16 protein-coding genes are annotated in these 19,011 nt (G+C 74.4%); 12 read left to right on the top strand and 4 right to left on the bottom strand.

Annotated elements, in window-relative coordinates; genetic code table 11:
* Positions 1-163 precede the first annotated feature (163 nt).
* Both ABEE00_RS11085 and ABEE00_RS11080 read left to right on the top strand, forming a co-directional pair.
* Positions 164-1,240: a zinc-dependent alcohol dehydrogenase gene (locus tag ABEE00_RS11085; RefSeq protein ID WP_345745175.1), complete on the top strand. Its 1,077-nt coding sequence runs from the start codon at positions 164-166 to the stop codon at positions 1,238-1,240.
* Between the two features lie 147 nt (positions 1,241-1,387).
* Entirely contained in the window at positions 1,388-2,584 is a 1,197-nt protein-coding gene (locus ABEE00_RS11080; RefSeq protein WP_345745174.1) for an aldose epimerase family protein, read from the top strand.
* Between the two features lie 96 nt (positions 2,585-2,680).
* Here ABEE00_RS11080 and ABEE00_RS11075 read toward each other — a convergent pair whose 3' ends face one another.
* Together ABEE00_RS11075 and ABEE00_RS11070 are read right to left on the bottom strand one after the other, a co-directional pair.
* Positions 2,681-3,109 (bottom strand): organic hydroperoxide resistance protein, encoded by a 429-nt coding sequence (locus ABEE00_RS11075; protein ID WP_345745173.1) that lies wholly within the window; start codon positions 3,107-3,109, stop codon positions 2,681-2,683.
* A 173-nt stretch (positions 3,110-3,282) separates the two neighbouring features.
* On the bottom strand, positions 3,283-4,329 hold the full coding sequence (locus tag ABEE00_RS11070) for an NADP-dependent oxidoreductase (RefSeq protein ID WP_345745172.1): 1,047 nt from the start codon (positions 4,327-4,329) through the stop codon (positions 3,283-3,285).
* A gap of 90 nt (positions 4,330-4,419) precedes the next feature.
* Between ABEE00_RS11070 and ABEE00_RS11065 the strand changes: the two genes are divergently transcribed.
* On the top strand, positions 4,420-4,899 hold the full coding sequence (locus ABEE00_RS11065; RefSeq protein WP_345745171.1) for a MarR family winged helix-turn-helix transcriptional regulator: 480 nt from the start codon (positions 4,420-4,422) through the stop codon (positions 4,897-4,899).
* A 109-nt stretch (positions 4,900-5,008) separates the two neighbouring features.
* On the opposite strand, the gene ABEE00_RS11060 is transcribed toward ABEE00_RS11065, so the two are convergent.
* On the bottom strand, positions 5,009-6,382 hold the full coding sequence (locus ABEE00_RS11060) for a PucR-like N-terminal domain-containing protein (protein WP_345745170.1): 1,374 nt from the start codon (positions 6,380-6,382) through the stop codon (positions 5,009-5,011).
* Between the two features lie 3 nt (positions 6,383-6,385).
* On the bottom strand, positions 6,386-6,688 hold the full coding sequence (locus ABEE00_RS11055; RefSeq protein WP_345745450.1) for a hypothetical protein: 303 nt from the start codon (positions 6,686-6,688) through the stop codon (positions 6,386-6,388).
* A gap of 291 nt (positions 6,689-6,979) precedes the next feature.
* Here ABEE00_RS11055 and pgfA point away from each other — a divergent pair, with 291 nt between their 5' ends.
* From pgfA to ABEE00_RS11010, 9 genes are all read left to right on the top strand, one after another.
* On the top strand, positions 6,980-7,933 hold the full coding sequence (gene pgfA / locus ABEE00_RS11050) for a cell envelope lipid trafficking protein PgfA (protein ID WP_345745169.1): 954 nt from the start codon (positions 6,980-6,982) through the stop codon (positions 7,931-7,933).
* A gap of 387 nt (positions 7,934-8,320) precedes the next feature.
* Entirely contained in the window at positions 8,321-9,676 is a 1,356-nt protein-coding gene (locus ABEE00_RS11045; RefSeq protein WP_345745168.1) for a glycosyltransferase family 4 protein, read from the top strand.
* A 4-nt stretch (positions 9,677-9,680) separates the two neighbouring features.
* Entirely contained in the window at positions 9,681-10,409 is a 729-nt protein-coding gene (locus tag ABEE00_RS11040) for a class I SAM-dependent methyltransferase (protein ID WP_345745167.1), read from the top strand.
* Positions 10,406-14,917, top strand: coding sequence for an alpha-(1->3)-arabinofuranosyltransferase (locus tag ABEE00_RS11035; RefSeq protein ID WP_345745166.1), 4,512 nt, complete (start codon positions 10,406-10,408; stop codon positions 14,915-14,917). The genes ABEE00_RS11040 and ABEE00_RS11035 overlap by 4 nt, the downstream gene beginning before the upstream one ends.
* On the top strand, positions 14,914-16,317 hold the full coding sequence (locus ABEE00_RS11030; protein WP_345745165.1) for a condensation protein: 1,404 nt from the start codon (positions 14,914-14,916) through the stop codon (positions 16,315-16,317). Before ABEE00_RS11035 ends, ABEE00_RS11030 begins: the two co-directional genes overlap by 4 nt.
* The gene (locus ABEE00_RS11025; protein WP_345745164.1) at positions 16,314-17,093 is read left to right on the top strand and encodes a class I SAM-dependent methyltransferase; all 780 of its coding nucleotides are present in this window, start codon (positions 16,314-16,316) and stop codon (positions 17,091-17,093) included. Before ABEE00_RS11030 ends, ABEE00_RS11025 begins: the two co-directional genes overlap by 4 nt.
* Positions 17,093-18,052: a DMT family transporter gene (locus ABEE00_RS11020; RefSeq protein WP_345745163.1), complete on the top strand. Its 960-nt coding sequence runs from the start codon at positions 17,093-17,095 to the stop codon at positions 18,050-18,052. Before ABEE00_RS11025 ends, ABEE00_RS11020 begins: the two co-directional genes overlap by 1 nt.
* Positions 18,042-18,269: a Trm112 family protein gene (locus tag ABEE00_RS11015; RefSeq protein WP_345745425.1), complete on the top strand. Its 228-nt coding sequence runs from the start codon at positions 18,042-18,044 to the stop codon at positions 18,267-18,269. The genes ABEE00_RS11020 and ABEE00_RS11015 overlap by 11 nt, the downstream gene beginning before the upstream one ends.
* On the top strand, positions 18,266-19,009 hold the full coding sequence (locus ABEE00_RS11010) for an FkbM family methyltransferase (protein ID WP_345745162.1): 744 nt from the start codon (positions 18,266-18,268) through the stop codon (positions 19,007-19,009). Before ABEE00_RS11015 ends, ABEE00_RS11010 begins: the two co-directional genes overlap by 4 nt.
* Positions 19,010-19,011: the final 2 nt, after the last annotated feature.

Here is a 19,011-nt window from a genome sequence, read left to right as displayed (position 1 = left end):
CTCGGTACCGGGGTCGATCCGGAGGGGTGCGCGGCGGCAGAATTCCCTTGGAGCTGAACCCCGTCGCAGCCGGTTGAGGCGCGGGGAAACGGGTGGGACCGCAAGAGTCAGGTGAGAAAGCGGAATCCATCGCACCGCGGGTGGCACGCGGAAGGGAGCTGCCGTGCACACGACGTCGTCCCCCCGGGCGCCCGGAAGGCCGGGCCCGCTCCGCGCACGGGCCGTCGTGGTCGACGCGCCGGGGTCGTACCGCCTGATCAGCGGGCCGCGCGCGAACCCGGGCCCAGGCGAGGTGCGGATCGCCGTGTCGGCGGCGGGGATCAGCGAGGGCGACCGGGCGGTGTACGAGGGCGCGCTGCCCCCTGACCGGGTGCGCTATCCGGTGCTGCCGGGGCGCGAATGGGCCGGTGTGATCGACGCCGTGGGCGAGGGCGGCGACCCCGGTCTTGTGGGGCGGCGCGCGGTGGCGGAGAGCCCGGCGGCCTGCCTGCACTGCGAGCGGTGCGGCGAGGGGCTGCCCGCGCTGTGCGAGAACGCGGGCGCGGGCGGCACGGGGCCCGGCGCCACGAGCGCGTACGGCGCGCGGGCCGGGGGCTTCGCCGACGCCGTGGTCGTGCCGGAGCGGCTGCTCCATCTGCTGCCGGACGACGCGGACTTGAGGGCGGCCGCGCTGCTGGAGCCCGCTGCGGTGGCGGCCGCCGCGGTGCTGGCCGCAGGGCCCGTTCCCGGCGCGCGGACGGCCGTGGTCGGCGCGGACACCACGGGCCTGCTCGCGGTGCAGCTCCTCGCCGCGTACTCGCCCGGCGAACTCCTGGTGACGGATCCCCGCGTACGCCGCGCCGAACCGGCCCTGGACCTGGGCGCCTCGGCGGTGCGGGCGCCGGGCGAGGCGCGCGGCGCGGAGTACGACGTGGTGGTGGAGGCCGCCGGGGCGCCCACGAGCGCGGCCGAGGCGTGCGCGCTGGTGCGCGGGGGCGGGCGGCTGGTGCTCGCCGGGCGCCCGGGACCCGGCGCGCGCGGGCTCGACCCGGCGTCGCTGGTGGAGCGGCAGCTCACGGTGAGCGCGGTGGCCGGGGCCTCGCCCGCCTCCTGGGGGTACGCGGTGCGCGCCTTCACCGGGGGGCTGCTGACGCCCGGCGCGCTGATCACCCACGAGCTGGGCCTGGAGGAGTTCGGCGCGGCGATGGCGCTGGCCGCCTCGGGCGACCAGGGCGTGGGCAAGGTGCTGCTGCGGCCCTGAGGCCCGGCTGCCCCCGCGTTCCGGCTGCGGCTCCGCGCACCGGCTGCGGCCCCGAACCCCATAAGTTCCGCACGAGGGGTGTCAACCGGGCGGCGCTGCGCCAGAGTTGGCTTCAACAGTCCCGAACAGAAGGGATACGAAGCCACCATGAACGCAAGAAGACGCACAGTGCTGGCGGCAGCGGGGGCCGCCGGGGCGGCCGGCGCCCTGGGAGCGGGCGGCACGGCTCAGGCCGCGGGCGGCGGGAGCCTCGGTCGGGGCGGGAGCCGGCAGCGCGGGGGCCGGCAGGAGCCGGAGCGGGAGCACTTCGGCACGCTGTCCGACGGCACGGCCGTGCACCGCTGGACCCTCGCCAACGGCGGCACCCGGCTCGGCGTGATCAGCTTCGGCGGGGCGATACAGACGCTGGAGGTGCCCGACCGGTACGGGCGCGCGGCCAACATCTCGCTCGGCTTCGGCGACCTGGACTCGTATGTGGCCGACCCCTCCCACTTCGGCGCCTTGATCGGCCGCTACGGCAACCGCATCGCCAAGGGCCGCTTCACGCTGGACGGGACCGCGTACCAACTCCCCCTCAACGACGGCCCGAACAGCCTGCACGGCGGGGACAAGGGCTTCGACCGGCGGGTGTGGGAGGTCGAACCCTTCGCGGACGGCCACGACATGGGCCTGCGGCTGCGCCATGTCAGCGCCGACGGGGAGATGGGCTACCCGGGCAGGCTCGATGTACGGGTCGGCTACACGCTCACGCCCGCGGGGGACCTGCGCATCCACTACCGGGCCACGACCAGCAGGCCCACGGTCGTGAACCTCACCAACCACACCTACTTCAACCTCGCCGGGGAGGGCAGCGGCGATGTGTACGGGCATGTGCTGCAGCTCGCCGCCTCCCGCTACACGCCCGTCGACAAGACCCTGATCCCCACCGGTGAGCTGGCCCGCGTCGCCGGGACGCCCTTCGACTTCCGCCGCGCCAAGGCGATCGGGCGGGACATCCGCGTACCGCACCGGCAGATGCTGTACGGCAAGGGCGTCGACCACAACTTCGTGCTGGACAAGGGCGTTTCGCGGCGGCCCGAGCACTTCGTGACGGTCACCGAGCCGGAGTCGGGGCGCGTGATGCGGATGGCGACGACCGAGCCGGGCGTGCAGTTCTACACCGGGAACGTGCTGGACGGCACGGCGGCGGGGACCTCGGGGCGCACCTACCGGCAGGGCGACGGCTTCTGCCTGGAGACCCAGCACTTCCCCGACTCGCCGAACCAGCCCGCCTTCCCCTCCACGGTGCTGCGGCCCGGGCAGACGTACCGCTCGGCGACGGTCCTGTCCTTCGGCACGCGCTGACTTCGGCGGATGCGCGGGCCGTGAACGGACGGCCCGGAAACGGACGAGGGGCCGTCCCGGCGGTGTGCCGGGGCGGCCCCTCGCGGTGCGCGGTGATCAGGCCGCCGAGACGGTGACCTCGATGTTGCCGCGGGTGGCGTTGGAGTACGGGCAGACCTGGTGCGCCTTCTCCACGAGGGAGGTGGCGGTGGCCGCGTCCACGTTCGGGATCTTGGCCTCGATGGCGACGGTCAGGCCGAAGCCGCCCTCCGGGGTGCTGCCGATGCCGACCTTGGCGGTCACGGTGGAGCCGGAGACGTCGGCGCCCTCCTTGCGGGCGACGACGCCGAGGGCGCCCTGGAAGCAGGCGCTGTAACCGGCGGCGAAGAGCTGCTCGGGGTTGGTGCCCGCACCGCTGCCGCCCATCTCCTTGGGCGGGTTGACCACGACGTCGAGCTTGCCGTCGTCGGTGGCGACCCGGCCGTCACGGCCGTTCTCGGCGGTGGCGACGGCGGTGTACTTGACGTCAACGGACTGGGTGGACATGAATCCTCCTGTTCGGTGGCATGGCCGCGGTCTCGCGCCCAAGACCGGGCGGCCGGTGCCGAGCTTACTGCCAGAGGTGCGGGCGCCCTGCGTGCGGTCCAGCACGCGGACTGCGCACGGACCTCGTACGACGGGCATCGCACGGCTCCGGGCGCTGGTCCGCTCGCGGCCGGTCACTCACCGAGGGTGACGACCATCTTTCCGGTGTTCTCCCCGCGGAGCATGCCGAGGAAGGCGTCGACGGTGTGCTCGATGCCGTGCACGACGGTCTCGCGGTACTTCAGGTCGCCGGAGCGGATCCAGGAGGAGACCTCCTGGAAGAACTGCGGCTGCAGCGCTCCGTGATCGCGCACGAGCATGCCCTGGATGCGCAGCCGCTTGCCGACGACCTGCATCAGGTTGCGGGGGGCGGCGGGCGGCTCGGTGGAGTTGTACATCGAGATCATGCCGCAGACCGTGACCCGGCCGTGCACGTGCAGGGCGCCGATCGCGGCCTCCAGGTGCTCGCCGCCGACATTGTCGAAGTAGACGTCGATGCCCTCAGGCGCGGCCTGCTTGAGCTGCTCGGCGACGGGGCCCGCCTTGTAGTTGAAGGCCTCGTCGAAGCCGTACTCCTCCTTCAGGACGCGGACCTTCTCGTCCGAGCCCGCGCTGCCGATGACCTTGGCGGCGCCCTTGAGCTTGGCGATCTGGCCGACCTGGCTGCCGACGGCCCCCGCGGCGCCGGACACGAAGACCACGTCGCCCTTCTGGAAGGAGGCGACCTCCAGGAGGCCCGCATACGCGGTGAGGCCGGGCATGCCGAGGACGCCCAGATACGCGGAGAGCGGGGCGAGCTGGGGGTCGACCTTGGTGACGTCGGCGGCGTCCAGCGTGGCGTACTCACGCCAGCCGCTCATGTGCATCACGTGGTCGCCCGGCGCGAAGCCCTCGGCCTGCGAGGCCACCACGACGCCGACGGCCGCGCCCTCCATGGGCTCGTCGAGCTGGAAGGGCGGGACGTAGGACTTCACGTCGTTCATACGGCCGCGCATGTAGGGGTCTACGGAGATGTGCTCGTTCCGCACGAGGATCTGGCCCTGGGCCGGGTCGGCCACGGGGCGCTCGCGCAGCGCGAAGTCCTCGGGGGCCGGCCAGCCCTGCGGGCGGGAGACGAGGTGCCATTCGCGGCCCTTGGAGGGCAGGCCGTCGGGGAGAGCTGCGGCGTCGGGCGAGGTCATGGGGGAGCCACCTCCGATAAGCTTCAGGAACTGAAACAACCATGCTCCTGGATATTTCATGTTGTCAAGCAAAGAGGTATCCTGGGTGTCATGGCAGGCAGCGCAGGCAGAAGCGCAGAGAGCACAGCTCCGCGTACCCGGCGGGAGGACGCCCTCACCCGCGAGGTCGTCGACCTCATCGGCACGGTCGTCGCGCGCTATCACGAGGAATACGAGCTCGCCGCGGCCGAGCACGCCCTCACCGGCGCGCAGGCCCGGGTGCTCTCGATGCTCGCGCGCGAGCCCACCCCCATGCGGAAGGCCGCCGAGCAGCTCAAGTGCGAGCCGTCCAACGTCACCGGTATCGTGGACCGGCTGGAGGCCCGCGGCCTGGCCGAGCGCCGCCCCGATCCGGCCGACCGCAGGGTGAAGCTGGCGGCGGCCACCGAGGAGGGCCAGGCGCTGGCGGGCAGGCTCCGCGCCGGCCTCGACTTCGCACGCGAGCCGCTGGCCGGACTCACCACCGCCGAGCGCGCCGTGCTGCGCGATCTCCTCAAGCGGATGCTGGGCGAGGACATACCGGAGAGCTGAGGCCGCGGGCGTACGGAGTCCGGTGACGGGACCCGGCGTATGGGACCTCCGACGGCACCCCGCCGTACGGGCCACGGCTGATCGGCCCCGGCGCGAACTCCCCCGGCCCTCACCCCAGTTCGCCGCGCAGCCGCATCGCGCGGAGGACCAGCTCCAGTTCGAAGCGGACGTCGGGGTCGTCGATGGCGTCGCCCCAGCGCTCCCTGATCTGCCGGAGCCGGTAGCGGACGGTCTGCGGGTGCACGCCCAGCCTGCCCGCGACCTCCGGCGCGCCGCCGCGGGTCTCCAGCCAGGCCAGCAGGGTCTCGGCGAGGCGCCTGCGGTGGGTGGGCCCGCAGCCGTTCAACGGGTCCAGGCGCCGCCGCGCCAGTCCGCCGATCAGCTCCTCGGGCGGGAGCAGCACCAGCGCCTCGGTGTGCTCGGTGCACAGCAGCAGCTCTCCGCCCGGCAGCAGCCCGCGCTCGATCAGGTCCACGGCGGACTGCGCCCAGCGCAGCGAGGTGACCGCGTGGTGCAGCGGCACCGGCGGGCCCATCGCGCCCTGCCACCCCGCGGTGGCCCGGCGCAGCAGGTCGGCGCGGCCCGGCGTGTCCGGCTCCGGCACCACCATGCGGGGCCGCTCGCAGTCCATGTCGAGCAGCACGTCGTCGCCGACGGCGGGCGGCACGGCGGAGCGCGCGGGCCGGAGCAGCACCGCGACGGCGACCGTGCGCGGGACCGGCCAGCCGATCCGGGCCGCGCCGTCGGCGAGCAGGCCGGCGGGGTCGCCGCTCACGCGCTCGCGCTGCCGCGCCGGGCGGGCCCCGCCGCGCGCCCTGCCGCGCGCCGCGGCCCCCGAACCTCGGTCCCGTACGGGCTCACGCACGGGCTCGGCGAGCAGCAGGTCGAGCAAGCGGCGCTGCAGGCGCAGCCGTTCGCCCGCCTGGCGCGCTGCGGCCTCGGCGTATCCGCGTACGGTCTCGTCGACCAGCCCGTCCAGGTATTGGAAGCCGGACTCGGCGAGTTCGTACATCGCGGGCGGCGGGATCTCGACGGCCGTGCCGATCTCGGCGAGGCGGCGCCAGGCGAGCCGGATGCCGAGCCGGTAGACGGCCTGGAGCGAGTCGAGGCTGCGCCCGTGCAGCCCCTCTCCCCTGCCGAACTCCTGGAAGACGCGCGGCGGTTGGTGCGGAGCCCCGGCGTCATCGGCCAGATGCGTGACGAAGTGCTCCAGCGCGCGGCGTATGCCGACCAGCGCCATCGGCTCACCGGACTCGTCGGGCACCAGCGGGAGTTTCGGGTACTCCTCGCGTATGGCGCGCAGGATGTCCTCGGCCAGCACCGGCACCTCGGACAGCGCGCGCTCGGTGAACTGCTTGATCCGCAGCGGCGGTACGTCCTCCCAAGCCGAGCCCTGGGCGCGTAACGGAGGGCGGCGCTCCTCCCGGCGCTGCCGTGCGCGCTTGCGCCCGTGCCGGCGTTCCGAGGGTTCGGCCGTCGCCATGGCTCAGCGCTCCGCCGGTACGGGAGAAGCGGAAGGCCCGGGCGCCGAGGGCTCGTTGGCCGGCGGCGACGGCGTACCGGACGAGGACGGCGAGGCGGAAGGGGAGGCCGAGGCGCCCGGAGAGGCCGGGGCCGTGGTGGATGCGGAGGGCGAAGGGGCGGGGGACGGCGAGGTGTTGAAGCGCACGAGCGGAACGTTCGGCTGCTCCGGTGTGGCGTTCAGCGCGGCGACGATGCCCATGGCGGCGGCGACCGCGAGGCCCGCGGCGACGACACAGGTGAGCGCGGCTGCGAGGAGTCTGTGCATGGCGCGGCGACCTCTCTGGATAGGTGCGCACCGGCCCGCCCCCGGGCCCACTCCGCCGTGCGCTGCGAGTGTCGGGAACCATTGACGGCGTGTCAAGGCGCGGCCTACGGTTTCGCCTCCGCACGGAGCCGCCGCGGCGGTACGCCGCACGACCGCACCCGCGCGTGCCGGTCCCGGCCCGCGCCGCGCCGGCCGGAACGCCGGAATCCGGACTCCCGGGCGCCGGGACCGCCCCCTCCTCCGCCGCACCTCCCGCCGTACGTCGCACCACTTCACCCCTGGAGTGCCCGCATGCGCCGTAGATCCGCTCCGCTCCCCCTGACCCTGCTGGGGCTCGGGGTCTTCCTGCTGGTCCTCGCACCGATGCTGGTCTGGTACGTCGAACCGCACGGCAAGCGCAATCCGCTGGATGTGAACCTCACATCGGTGTTCACCGGCAGCGGCAAGTACTTCGACCAGGAGAAGCTGCGGACGAGGGAGACCGAGGGGCTCTCCATCACCCGCCGGGTGCTGGGGAACGTGGCGGCGGGCGAGCGGAGCGGGCGCGCGGTCTACGACGTGTCGCAGGCCGTGGACAACCCGGCCACCAGGAAGTTCCACGATCCGCGCCGGTCCTTCCAGTGGGATCTGGAGCGCTGGGTGACGGACAGGAAGACCAACCTGCCGGTGCAGTGCTGCGGGCTGCGCCCCGCGGACACCAGCGGCGAGGCGTACCTGAAATGGCCCTTCGACGTGCGGGAACGCACCTACATCTGGTGGGACAGCACGCTCGGCAAGACCGTCCCCGTGCGCTACACGGGGCGGCAGAAGATCAAGGGCTACGAGGGGATGCGGTTCACCGCGACGGTCGCGCCGACCAGGATGGGGACCCGGCAGGTGCCCGCGGTGCTGGTGGACAAGAAGCGCACAGGGCAGGTGCAGGCCGAGGAGTGGTACGCCAACTCCGGGCTGGAGTTCGTCGTGGACCGGGTCACCGGACGGATCCTGTACGCGGCGACGGGGCTGAAGGTCACGCTCCGGGCGCCGGGCGGCAAGGCCGACAAGGTGACGCTGCTCCAGAGCGACAGGCTCGCCTTCGACGACGCGACGCAGCGCGAGGCGGTGAGGCTGGCGAAGGCCGACAACCGCAAGGTGCGGCTGGTGGGCACCACGGCGCCGCTCGTCGCGGTGATCGCGGGGGGCGTGCTGACGCTGGCCGGAGCGGTGCTGCTCGTACGGTGGGTACGCCAGCCGCGTGAGATGTGATGCCGCGTCAGCCTGAAACCGGGCGGAAATTGTCACCCCGGTGAGTAGCCCTCCCCACGGGCCCGGCGAACACTGAGCCATCCACCCGCCGGGCCCGACGGCCACTCCGCCAGGCCCGCGCGAGCACCGCTCCGACCGGAGAGCGCTGATCCGCACGAAGAGCACTGCTCCGAACGGAGAGCACCGCCCCGCACCAAGAGCACCGCTCCGCACGAAGAGCACCGCCCCCGCACCAAGAGCACCGCTCCGAACGGAGAGCGATGCTCCGCACCGAGAGGACCGCTCCACCAGCCCGCACTGCTCCGCACCGCCCGCCCCGTCGCCCCGCCCCGCTCGATGGATGTGCCCGTACCGCCCGTACCGCACCATGAACGAGTTGGAGCACCGATGCCCCAGCAGGTTCCGCCCTCACTGCTCTTCCGGCACGGCGGCCACGAGGCCGCCGCCGTGGCCGGGCGCCGCGCGGCGCAGGACCCGGGGCCGCCGCGCCGTATCGTCTTCCTCGCGCGCCGCGACCTGGACAATCCGGCGGCCGGCGGCTCGGAGCTGCTGATCGACAGGATCGCCTGCGGGCTCACCGCGCTCGGCCACCAGGTGACCCTGGTGTGCGGCGGCCCGGCCGCGTACCGCGACTACCGGGTGGTCTCGGCGGGCGGCGACGCGGCCCACTTCCTGCGCGCGCGCCGGACGTTCGCGCGCCAGGTCGGGGACTGCGACCTGCTCGTCGAGGTGTGCAACGGCATGCCGTACCTGGCACCCCTGTGGCACAGCGGGCCCACGCTGTGCTTCGTCAACCACGTACACACCGACCTGTGGCGGCTGCGCTATCCGGCGCCCGCAGCCCGGCTCGGCCGCCGCCTGGAGCACTGGGCGCTGGCCGGCGGGCACCGCGGCAACCTGAAGGTGGCCGTCTCCCCCTCGACGGCCGGCGCGCTGCGCCAACTCGGCGTGCCCGGCGGCGAGATCCGCATCGTGCACAACGGGGTCGAGGAGCCGGGCCCGCTGCTGCCGCCGGAGCCCGAGCCGCTGTTCCTGGCGATGGGGCGGCTCGTGGAGTACAAGCGGATGGATCTGCTCCTGCGGCTGTGGGAGCGGGTGCGCCCGGTCACCGGCGGGCGGCTGGTGATCGTCGGCGACGGCCCGGAACGTGCGCGGCTTGAGCGCATGGCGGGCCCGGACACGGTGTTCACCGGGCACATCGGCGAGGCCGAGAAGCACCGGCTGCTGTGCCGCGCATGGCTGCTCCTGCACCCGTCGCTGGTGGAGGGCTGGGGCCTGGTCGTGACCGAGGCGGCGGCGCGCGGCACCCCGGCCGTGGGCTTCGACATCCCGGGGCTGCGGGACTCCGTTGAGCACGGCGTGACCGGTCTGCTGGCGGGCGGGGACAGCGCGTTCGCCGCCCACTGGTGCACGCTCGCGCTGTCGGCTCCGCGGAGAGAGGCGATGGGCGAGGCGGCGCGGCGGCGCGCGGAGCGGTACCGGTGGGCGGACACGGTGCGGGAGTTCCGCGCGGTGGCGGCCGAGGCGTATGCGCGGGGCGCGGGCGCGCAGGTCGCCCAGCCCCCGGACGCGGCCGACCCGACGGGTCCCGAAGCTCGCCCCGAACCCCTGCCCAGCACCCAACCGGCCCCGGACACGGCCCCGTTGCCGGGCGGCGAATCCTTACCGGGGGCCGCCGCGTTGCCCGAAGACTCGCCACCACCCCCTCACCTCCCGCCTCCCACACCGTCCGCCGGACGGTGACGCGGTGCGGGACCCCTCTCTTCGAAGATCCCTCGCGCTGTACCGCGCGTTCCGGCACGAGCAGGAAGATCCCGAGCGCTGCTACGGGCTGCTGGCCGCCGACTCGGCGGACCAGCTGGAGCGGTACGCGCCGCTCGCCGGCGCCACGGTGGCCGATGTCGGGGGCGGCAGCGGCCAGTTCACCGAGGAGTTCCGGCGCAGGGGCGCGCACGCCTGCCTCTTCGAGCCGGACCTGAAGGAGCTGCTGGCGCGCGGCGCAGCGCCGCCGGGCTCGGTGGTCGCCGACGGCTATCTGCTGCCGCTCGCCGACGGCACGGCGGACGTGTGCTTCAGCTCCAACGTGCTGGAGCACGTGGCCGATCCGGAGACCTTCCTGTCCGAGATGGTGCGGGTCACCCGGCCCGGCGGGCTGATCTATCTGTCGTTCACCAACTGGTACTCGCCGTGGGGCGGCCACGAGACCTCGCCCTGGCACTACCTCGGCCACTCACGCGCCCGCGCCCGCTATGCCCGGCGGACAGGGCGCGAGGCCAAGCACACCCTCGGCGAGAACCTCTTCGCCGTGCACGTCGGCCCCACCCTGCGCCGGGTGCGGGCCCGCGACGACGTCCGGGTGCTCACGGCGCGCTCCCGCTACTGGCCCTTCCTGCCGGGCGCCATCACCCGGGTACCGGTGCTGCGCGAGATCGCCACCTGGAATCTCCTCCTCATCCTCCGGCGGTGTCCCTCATGACCACGACCGTCCAGGCACCACCCCAGAACCCGCGCACCGCCGTGGCCACCGCGGAGCCGCCCCCGGAAAGACCGTGCCGCAGGAGCCTGTTGCTGCTGGTGTGGGCGCTGCTCTTCGTGGCCTTCCTGGCGAAGTCGCCGGGCAAGATGACCTTCGAGACCAAGCTCGGCGTCGCCCTGGACCCGTTCCGCTTCCTGGACCACCTCGGCGAACTGTGGACCGACCAGGCCGGCTTCGGCGGGATCTCCGACCAGTACGCGGGCTATCTGTTCCCCTCGCTCCCCTATTACGCGCTCACCGACGTGCTGCACATCCCCACCTGGATCGCCGAGCGGCTGTGGATGTCGCTCATCGTCGCCGCCGCCTTCTGGGGCGCGCTGCGCCTGGCGGAACGGTTCGGCGTGGGTTCCCGGGGCAGCCGTGTGCTGGGGGCCCTGGTCTACGCGCTGTGGCCCGCCTTCACCATCGTGGTCGGCTCCACCTCGGCGGCCGCGCTGCCCGGCGCCGTGCTGCCCTGGGTGCTGCTCCCGCTGGCCTCGACGACCCTCAGCCCCCGCGTGGCGGCGGCCCGTTCGGCGCTGATCGTGCCCTTCATGGGCGGGGTCAACGCGGCGTCCACGCTCGCCGCGCTGCTGCCCGCCGGGCTGTACCTGCTCACCCGCACCGGGCGCGCCCGCCGCACCCTGCTCGCCTGGTGGCTGCCCGGCGTCGTGCTGGCCACCCTGTGGTGGACGATCCCGCTGCTGCTGCTCGGCGTCTACGGCGAGGACTTCATGCCGTACGTGGAGACCGCGCGCACCACCACGGACGCCATGTCCGCGACCGAGATGCTGCGCGGCGCCGGCAACTGGACCGCGTACCTGCACTTCGGCGAGGCCTGGCTGCCCGCTGGCTGGTCGGTCGCGACCGGCGCGCTCGCCATCCTGGGCGGCGCGCTCGCCGCCGGGCTCGGGCTCGCCGGGCTGGCCCGCCGCGACCTGCCCGAGCGGCGCTGGCTGGTGCTCACGGTGCTGACGGCGGCAGGCATCATGCTCGCCGGGTACGCGGGCTCGCTCGGCGCTCCCTTCGCCGAGGGCGTGCAGGGGTGGCTGGACGGATGGCTGCGGCCGTTCCGGAACATCTTCAAGTTCCAGCCGGGCCTGGGGCTCGCCGTCGCCCTGGGCCTGGCGCACCTCCTCTCCCTCGCGTCCCGCGCCGAGGGGGTGCGTCCGCTTCCCGGCCGGCGCCTGCTGCCCGTGGTCGCCGCCGTGCTGGTGCTGCCGGGTCTGGCGCTCCCGTACGCGACCGGGGACGTGCTCCAGCCCGGCGCCTTCAAGAAGCTCCCGAAGCACTGGGAGCAGACGGCCGACTGGCTCAAGGACCACTCGCCCGACAGCCGCGCCTATGTCACCCCGGCCACGGCGCACGGGATCAACACCTGGGGCTCGACGATCGACCAGCCGCTGGACGTGCTGGCGAAGTCCGCCTGGGCGCAGCGCGACTACGTGCCCTTCGGCGCCCCCGGCAACCGGCGCGCCATGGACGCCGTGGAACAGGCCCTGCTGACCGGAAGTGAAGTGCCGGGCCTGTCCGCTTACTTGGCCCGCGCGGGGCTGCACTACGTGGTCGTGCGCAACGACCTGGACCCGGAGCAGATCGGCTATGTGCCGCCGCAGACGGTGCGCCGCACCCTGGAGGCGTCCGGCTACACGAAGGTGAAGTCCTTCGGTCCGGAGATCACCCAGGGCACCGTGCCGAGCGGCGATCCGCTCCAGGTCACGGGCCTGTTCGAGCAGTCGCGCGCGGTGGAGATCTTCGAGCCGCCGACCGACGAGCAGCCGGGGCCCGTCGCGGCGCGCCCCGTCCAGGACACGGTGCAGGTGAGCGGCGGCCCCGAGTCGCTGCTCCAGATGTCCGCCGACCCCGCGCTGGCGGGCCGCCCGAGCGTGCTGACCGGGGACAACCATCCGGGGCTCGGCACACCGGCGCGGCAGTTCACCGCGGACGGGCTGCGGCGCGCCGACACGCGGTTCGGGCTGGTCAACGGCAACACCTCGTACACCTACACCGCGAACGAGAAGAACGCGCCAGGCGATTCCGAGCGGCCCGGCGAGAAGCCCAAGCAGATCCTGCCGACGCGCGGCGCGGGGCACCAGACGGTGGCGACGCTGCGCGGCGCCGCGTCGGTGACCGCGTCCAGCTACGGCAACTGGCTCTTCCACCTGCCCCAGTTCGACCCGGTGGGCGCCTTCGACGGCGATCAGGACACGGCCTGGGCCGAGGGCAGCGGCGGGGACCCGGTGGGCCAGTGGATACGGATCGGCTTCCGCACGCCGGTGGACATCCCGTCCGCTCTCAAGGTGATCCCGCTGCCCGCCGAGGCCGCGCGGGCCGCGCCCACCCGGGTGCGGGTGCAGACCGACAAGGGCAGCAGGACGAGCACGCTGCGCACGGACGGTTCGCGGCAGGAGATCAAGGCGCCCCCGGGCGAGGCCCGTTGGCTCAAGCTGACCATCACGAGCGCGCAGGGTCCGCGCCCCGGGCTCTCCGGCGCGGGATTCCAGGACATCGACATCCCGCACGTGCAGGTCACCAGGATGCTGCGGCTGCCGGACGACGCGGAGAAGGAGGCGGAGAGCGGCGGTTCGCGGCCGGCGGGCGAGACCTTCTCGCTGCACCGGTACGCGGGTTCGGGCGGGCTCTCCCCCGCGATGACCGAGCCGGGGCTGCACCGGCAGTTCACCACAGGGGGCGGCAGCGGCGAGTTCCGCGTGCGGGCCAAGGCGACCCCCGTACAGGGCCCCGGGCTCGACCAGCTACTGGACGAGGTCGCGCCGGGCTCCCTCAACAGGGTCAGCGCCTCCGCCGACTCCACCGCGGAGCTGGGCACCTCGCTCAGCGCCCGCAACCTGGTGGACGGCGACCTGACCACCGGCTGGATCGCGGGGGACAAGCCGACCGTGCACCTGCGCTGGCCCGGCAAGAAGGAGATCGACCGGATCGTGCTCGCGGGCGGCGGCGGCATCTCGGCGCGCCCCGCCGAGGTGCGCATCAGCTCGCCCGACGGCGCGGCCACCGCGAGCGTGGACGAGAACGGCTGGGCCCGCTTCGACCCGATCACCACCGACCGCCTCGACCTCACGGTCACCCGCACCCAGCAGGTGACCGCGCACAACCCGCTGGCCGACCGCAGGCTTCAACTCCCGGTCGGACTCAGCGAGGTGTACGTACCGGCGCTGGAGGACCTGCGGATCCCGCCGCCCGACCCCGACCGCGCCTTCCGCCTGCCCTGCGGCCGCGGCCCCACCCTCGCGGTGGACGGCTCGCTGCACACCACGAAGGTGCGCGGAACGGTACGGGATCTGACCGAACGGCGCCCGGTGGACGTCGAGTTGTGCGCGGGCGAGGCCAAGAACGGGAGCCTGGAGCTGCCGGCCGGGCGGCACACCGTGGAGGCGGGCGGCGCGGGCCCGCTGGCGATCACCGACGTGACCCTCGCGCGCGGCGAGCGGACGCGCCCGGCCACCGGCGCGATCGCCGCGGCCGCCCGCCAGGTCACCGCCGTGGACTGGCTCGGCGACCGCCGCTCGGTGCGGGTCGGCGACGGCTCGGCCGCCTACCTCCAGACGTACGAGAACGTCAACGACGGCTGGCGCGCCACCCTCGACGGCAAGGAGCTGCGCCCGCTCCGGCTGGACGGCTGGCAGCAGGGCTTCCTGGTGCCGGCGGGCCAGAGCGGCCTGGTGAAGCTGGAGTACCGGCCCGCGCGCTGGTACGAGGGCGGGCTGATCGCCGGAGTGGCGGGCGTCGCGCTGCTGCTCGGCTTCGCCTTCGTACGCCGCCGCGCGGGCACCCCGCTCGGCGCGGAGGCACGCCGGGTGCCGCCGCCGTCCTGGGTGCTGGGCACGGTCGCGCTGACCCTCGTGATGGCCCTGGTCTCGGGCCCGTACGCGGTGGTCGTGCCGGTGCTGGCGCTGGTCGCGTGGGCCCGCCCGGCCCTCCTCGTACCGCTGGCGCTGCTGGCCGCGCTCGGCGCGGGCGTGGCCGCCACGGTGCACGCGGACCGCGGGATCGTGGACGGACAGGGCGCGTTCAGCCACGTCGCCCAGGCCCTCGCCCTGCTCGCCCTCACGGCGGCGCTGGTCACGGCCCCGCGCAGGCCGCGGCACAGGAGGAGGGCGGGAGACGGGGTCACGACGCGGGCGGAGTCCGTGGCCGCGCCGACGCCGCGGCCGGCGCCGCGGCCGGAATCCGAAACGGCTGAAACCGAGGCGTTGTACGGAAAGCGCCCGCCGGAGTTCGATGGACCCCGAGGGGCCGAAGGGCCCGAAAAGGGCGAGCAGCCCGGCGCCGCCCAACCACCGCTCCCGAAGCGGCCGTTGACCAAACCGGACCGCGACACCCAGGCCGAGCAGCCCCGACAGCCGCCGCACACCGAGGAGTCCGCGAGCCCGCCGCCGGCGAAGCCGGACCACGCACCGGGACAGCCTGATCAGGAACCGGGACAAGGGGAGGGACCCACCCCATGACCGCACTGGAGTCCGCGCGCGACGGGCTGCCGCACCCGGAGCGCCCGCGCCCGGCGAGAGCGGAACGCACCCTGCCGTTCCCGACCGTGGACGAGATCACCCGGCACTGCCTCACCGAGGACGAGCCGGAGACCGTGCACATCGAGATCCACCTGCCGGGCCGCCCGGACCCGGACCGGCTGCGGGCCGCTGTGCGCGAGGCGATGCGCCGCCATCCGCGCATCCTCATCCGGCAGGACCCGTCCCGCTGGTGGCACCGCCGCTACACCTGGCGGCTCACGGGCGAACCCGACCGCGACCCGGTGACCTGGCCCGGCGGCACCCTGGAGGAGGCACGCGGCCGGGCGCTCGCCGAGTGCCCGCCGCTGGACGCCTCGCCGCCGGTGCGCATCGAGGTGGTGGAGCACGAGGGACGCTGGGTGCTGGTGGTCACCATGAACCACACCGCACTGGACGGCCCCGCGTGCCTGCGGGTGATCGCCACGGCGGCCGAGCTGTACGGGGGCGCCGACAACTCCCCCGCGCCGCCCCCCGTGCGCAGCAACGGCGACCGCGAGGGCGGCCCGCGCCCCGAGCCCGCGGCCTCCCCCTGGGCCCGCCCCGCCAGGATCGCCGCCGACACGGTGCACCCCGGATCACCCGGCAACGGCATGTTCATCGCGGATCTGCCGGTCCCCGCGCGGCCGCCGAGGGCGCCGGGCGGGCCGAGCCCGTACACCGTGAACGACCAGCTCCTGGTGGCCACATGGATCATGTGCGCGCGCTGGAACCGCATGCACGACCAGCCGGTGCGCCCGGTCCGGATCACCATGCCGGTGGACGACCGCCCGCGCACCGCCGACATGCCCATCGGCAACGGCACCCGCCTCGTCGAGGTCACCTTCGGCCACGAGGAGCGCGCCGCACACGATGCGCTCACCGCCGCCGGCGCGCCCGACCGCGCCGCGATCGCGCGGATGCTGCGCGCCACGGCCGCCAGGACCCGCGCGCTGAAATCCGTCGACCGCCCCCAACTGGGCTTCGGCGGCGACCTGCTGACCACCCCGCTGCTGCCGGTCGGACTGCGCGCCGCGTACGTACGCGGCCTGCGCGAGGCGGCCGGCCCCTGGGCCTCCACCACCCTCCTCTCCAACATCGGCCGCATCCCGTACCCGCTGGACTTCGGCGACGCGGGCCGCGCCGAGGCGGTGTGGTTCTCCGCGCCGGGACGCTCGCCGCGCGGGCTCTCGGTCACCACGGTCTCCACCGGCGGGCGCCTGCAGCTCGCGCTGCGCTGGTCGCACGCGCGGCTGGACGACGCGGCGGGCGCGCGCCTGGGCGCCCTCTTCGCGCGCTCCCTCGACTCGACCTCGTACGTGTCCGAAGAGCGCCCCGGCCAGGGGCGGGAGACCGGAGCATGACCAGCACCCCGACGCGCGCGGCGCGCCAACTCCCGCGCGGATTACGGGAGTTGTACGAGGACCCCGCGACCCCCGTGGCCTCCGGCGCCGACCGCGCGCGCCGCCAGGCGGAGCTGCTGGCGGCGGCCCTCGGGCCCGCGCGGGCGGTGGGGCCGCGCACCGTGCTGGACGTGGGCTGCGGCGACGGCTCGGCGGCCGCCACCGCGCGCGAGGCGCTGCGCGGCCACCGCCTGATCGGCGTCGACTGGTCGCAGGACGCGCTCCGCCGCGCCTCGGCGCACCTCACCGTCGTACGCGGCGAACTCACCCCGCCGGGGCTGCCGTTCCGCGCCGGGGCCGCCGACGCGGTCCTCTTCAGCGAGGTGCTGGAACACCTCGTCGACCCCGACGCCGCGCTGGACGAGCTGCACCGCGTACTGCGCCCCGGCGGCCATCTGCTGCTGTCCACGCCGAACCTGGCCGCCTGGTACAACCGCGCCCTGCTCCTCGCCGGCGTGCAGCCGGTCTTCTCCGAGGTGTCGCTGCGCGGGATACACGGGCGCCCCGGCAGCCAGGTCGTGGGGCATCTGCGGCTGCACACCGCGCGGGCCCTGCGCGGCCTGCTGACCGCGAGCGGCTTCACCGTCGTACGGATGGCCGGGGCCCCGTACCACGACGTTCCCCGCCCGCTGCGCCCGCTGGACCGGCTGGCCTGCCGTGCCCCCTCCCTCGCCTCGATCCTGCTCGTGCACGCGCGCAAACCCGCGGGGCCCGCGCGGCCGTCCCGGAGCCGCTGATGCTGTGGGGAGTCGCGGCGGCGCTGCTGGCGAACGTGCTGTTCAGCGCCGGTTTCGTGATCGAGAAGCGGGCGCTCTCCGGCCTGCCGCCGCTCTCCGCAGGACGCCCCTGGCAGCTCGTGCTCCACCTGTTGCGCAGCCCGCTGTGGATACTCGGCGCCGCGTCCCTGCTCCTGGGCTTCGCCGCGCAGCTCGCGGTCTACCGCACGCTGCCGCTGGTCGCGGCGCAGGGCCTGTTCGTCACCGGTCTCGTGATGCTGCTGCTCCTCTCGGCGCTGTTCCTCGGCGAGCGCTCCGGCGGCCGTGAGCGGCAGGGCATGGCGGCGATCGTGGTCGCCCTCGTCATGATCGTCTTCTCCCTGCGGGAGGGCTCGGAGCACATCAGCCGCCTCGCCCCAGCGCCGCTGCTCCTCCTGATCTGCCTGCCCTCGCTGGCCCTCGCGCTGTCGCTCTTCCGCTCCGCCGAACGCCGCTCCCGCCGCCGCCACCGCCTCCCGACGGCCGGAGTCCCGTACGGGGTCGCGGTGGGCTTCCTGTACGGGGTGAGCTCGCTGGCGATCAAGGGCGCCGCCGGACTGATCGACCCGCACGACGTCGCGGGGACACTGCGCGCGCTGTTCACCTCGCCGTACCCGTACATCCTGCTGTTCACCGGCTCCACAGGACTGGTGCTCTCGCAGACCGCGCTCCAGCGCTGCCGCGCCTCGCTGATCGTGCCGGTGTGCACGACGGTGAACTTCCTGTTCGCCGTGGTCAGCGGCACGCTCGCGTTCGCCGAGCCGCTGCCGGACGAGCCGCTGCGGCTGGCGCTGCGGCTGGGCGGCGCCGCGCTGGCCATCGCCGTGCTGCTCTCGCTCCCCCGCCACGAGCCGGCCCCGGCTCCCGCACCGACCCCCGAGACCGGCTCGGAGAGAACCGGCTCGGAGAAAGGCCGCGAGCATGCCCGCGATCTCCCCTGACGACCCGCTGCTGACGATCCTCGCCTGCCCCCTCGACAAGGGCCCGCTGGTGCTGCTCCAGCCCGAGGAGGCGCTCTACAACCCGCGCCTGCACCGCCGTTACCCGATCCTCGACGGCGTACCGCAGCTCCTGCCCTCCTCCGGCGAGCAGGTCGGCGACGAGGAGCACGCCCGGCTCATGAAGCGCGCCGGCGCCCCGGAGGACGCGGCCTCATGACCCTGGCGGCACGGCTCGCCCCGCACCTGCCGGCCCGGCTGGTGTGCGCGGCGACCGACGTCCTCTACCCGCTCTTCGAGCCCGAACTGCGCCGCCTCGCCGACTTCTGCCCGCGCGGCGGCACGGCGGTCGACATCGGCGGCTGGTACGGGCCGTGGACGCGGCGCCTCGCACGCCGGGCCGACCGGGTGCTCACGGTGGAACCCGTCCCGCACCTGGCACGCCGGCTGCGCGCGGCCACCCCGCCGAACGTCGAGGTGCTCCAGGCGGCGGCCGCAGGCCACTCGGGTACGGCCACGCTGTGGCTGCCCTCCGACGGCCGCGGCGATCGCGGGGTGTCCTCGCTGGTGCGGCGCGACATCCACACACGGGCGCTGAGCGTGCCGTGCTTCCCCCTCGACGAGCTCGCCCTCCAGGACGTCACCCTCATCAAGATCGACGTGGACGGCGGCGAACTGGGCGTCCTGCACGGCGCGGAGAAGACCCTCCGCGCCTTCTCCCCCGCCCTCTTCATCGAGCTGGAGCTCCGCATCCAGCCGCCGGCACCGGTCCTCGGCTTCCTCCACGGCCTCGGCTACCGCGGCTGGGTGCTCCCCGGCGACACCTGGGTCCCCCTGGACGCCTTCGACCTGCGCTCCCACCAGCGGGAAAGGGCCCACGTGGCGGACCACGGCCTACTGCGCCGCACGGTGGCGCCGCATCGACGGTACGTGAACTCGGTCCTGTTCGCCCCGAGTTGAGG

Source organism: Streptomyces odontomachicola, from assembly GCF_039605595.1.
GTDB lineage: Bacteria > Actinomycetota > Actinomycetes > Streptomycetales > Streptomycetaceae > Streptomyces.
The sequence above is the reverse complement of the archived record's forward strand: the minus strand, read 5'-3'. Positions and strand labels throughout refer to the sequence as shown.

Excerpts from the sequence above, each read along its gene's own strand:
- ABEE00_RS11080 (WP_345745174.1), top strand. The coding sequence starts at position 1,388 with ATGAACGCAAGAAGACGCACAGTGCTGGCGGCAGCGGGGGCCGCCGGG.
- ABEE00_RS11075 (WP_345745173.1), bottom strand. The coding sequence starts at position 3,109 with ATGTCCACCCAGTCCGTTGACGTCAAGTACACCGCCGTCGCCACCGCC.
- ABEE00_RS11070 (WP_345745172.1), bottom strand. The coding sequence starts at position 4,329 with ATGACCTCGCCCGACGCCGCAGCTCTCCCCGACGGCCTGCCCTCCAAG.
- ABEE00_RS11065 (WP_345745171.1), top strand. The coding sequence starts at position 4,420 with ATGGCAGGCAGCGCAGGCAGAAGCGCAGAGAGCACAGCTCCGCGTACC.
- ABEE00_RS11060 (WP_345745170.1), bottom strand. The coding sequence starts at position 6,382 with ATGGCGACGGCCGAACCCTCGGAACGCCGGCACGGGCGCAAGCGCGCA.
- ABEE00_RS11055 (WP_345745450.1), bottom strand. The coding sequence starts at position 6,688 with ATGCACAGACTCCTCGCAGCCGCGCTCACCTGTGTCGTCGCCGCGGGC.
- pgfA (WP_345745169.1), top strand. The coding sequence starts at position 6,980 with ATGCGCCGTAGATCCGCTCCGCTCCCCCTGACCCTGCTGGGGCTCGGG.
- ABEE00_RS11045 (WP_345745168.1), top strand. The coding sequence starts at position 8,321 with ATGCCCCAGCAGGTTCCGCCCTCACTGCTCTTCCGGCACGGCGGCCAC.
- ABEE00_RS11035 (WP_345745166.1), top strand. The coding sequence starts at position 10,406 with ATGACCACGACCGTCCAGGCACCACCCCAGAACCCGCGCACCGCCGTG.
- ABEE00_RS11030 (WP_345745165.1), top strand. The coding sequence starts at position 14,914 with ATGACCGCACTGGAGTCCGCGCGCGACGGGCTGCCGCACCCGGAGCGC.
- ABEE00_RS11025 (WP_345745164.1), top strand. The coding sequence starts at position 16,314 with ATGACCAGCACCCCGACGCGCGCGGCGCGCCAACTCCCGCGCGGATTA.
- ABEE00_RS11020 (WP_345745163.1), top strand. The coding sequence starts at position 17,093 with ATGCTGTGGGGAGTCGCGGCGGCGCTGCTGGCGAACGTGCTGTTCAGC.
- ABEE00_RS11010 (WP_345745162.1), top strand. The coding sequence starts at position 18,266 with ATGACCCTGGCGGCACGGCTCGCCCCGCACCTGCCGGCCCGGCTGGTG.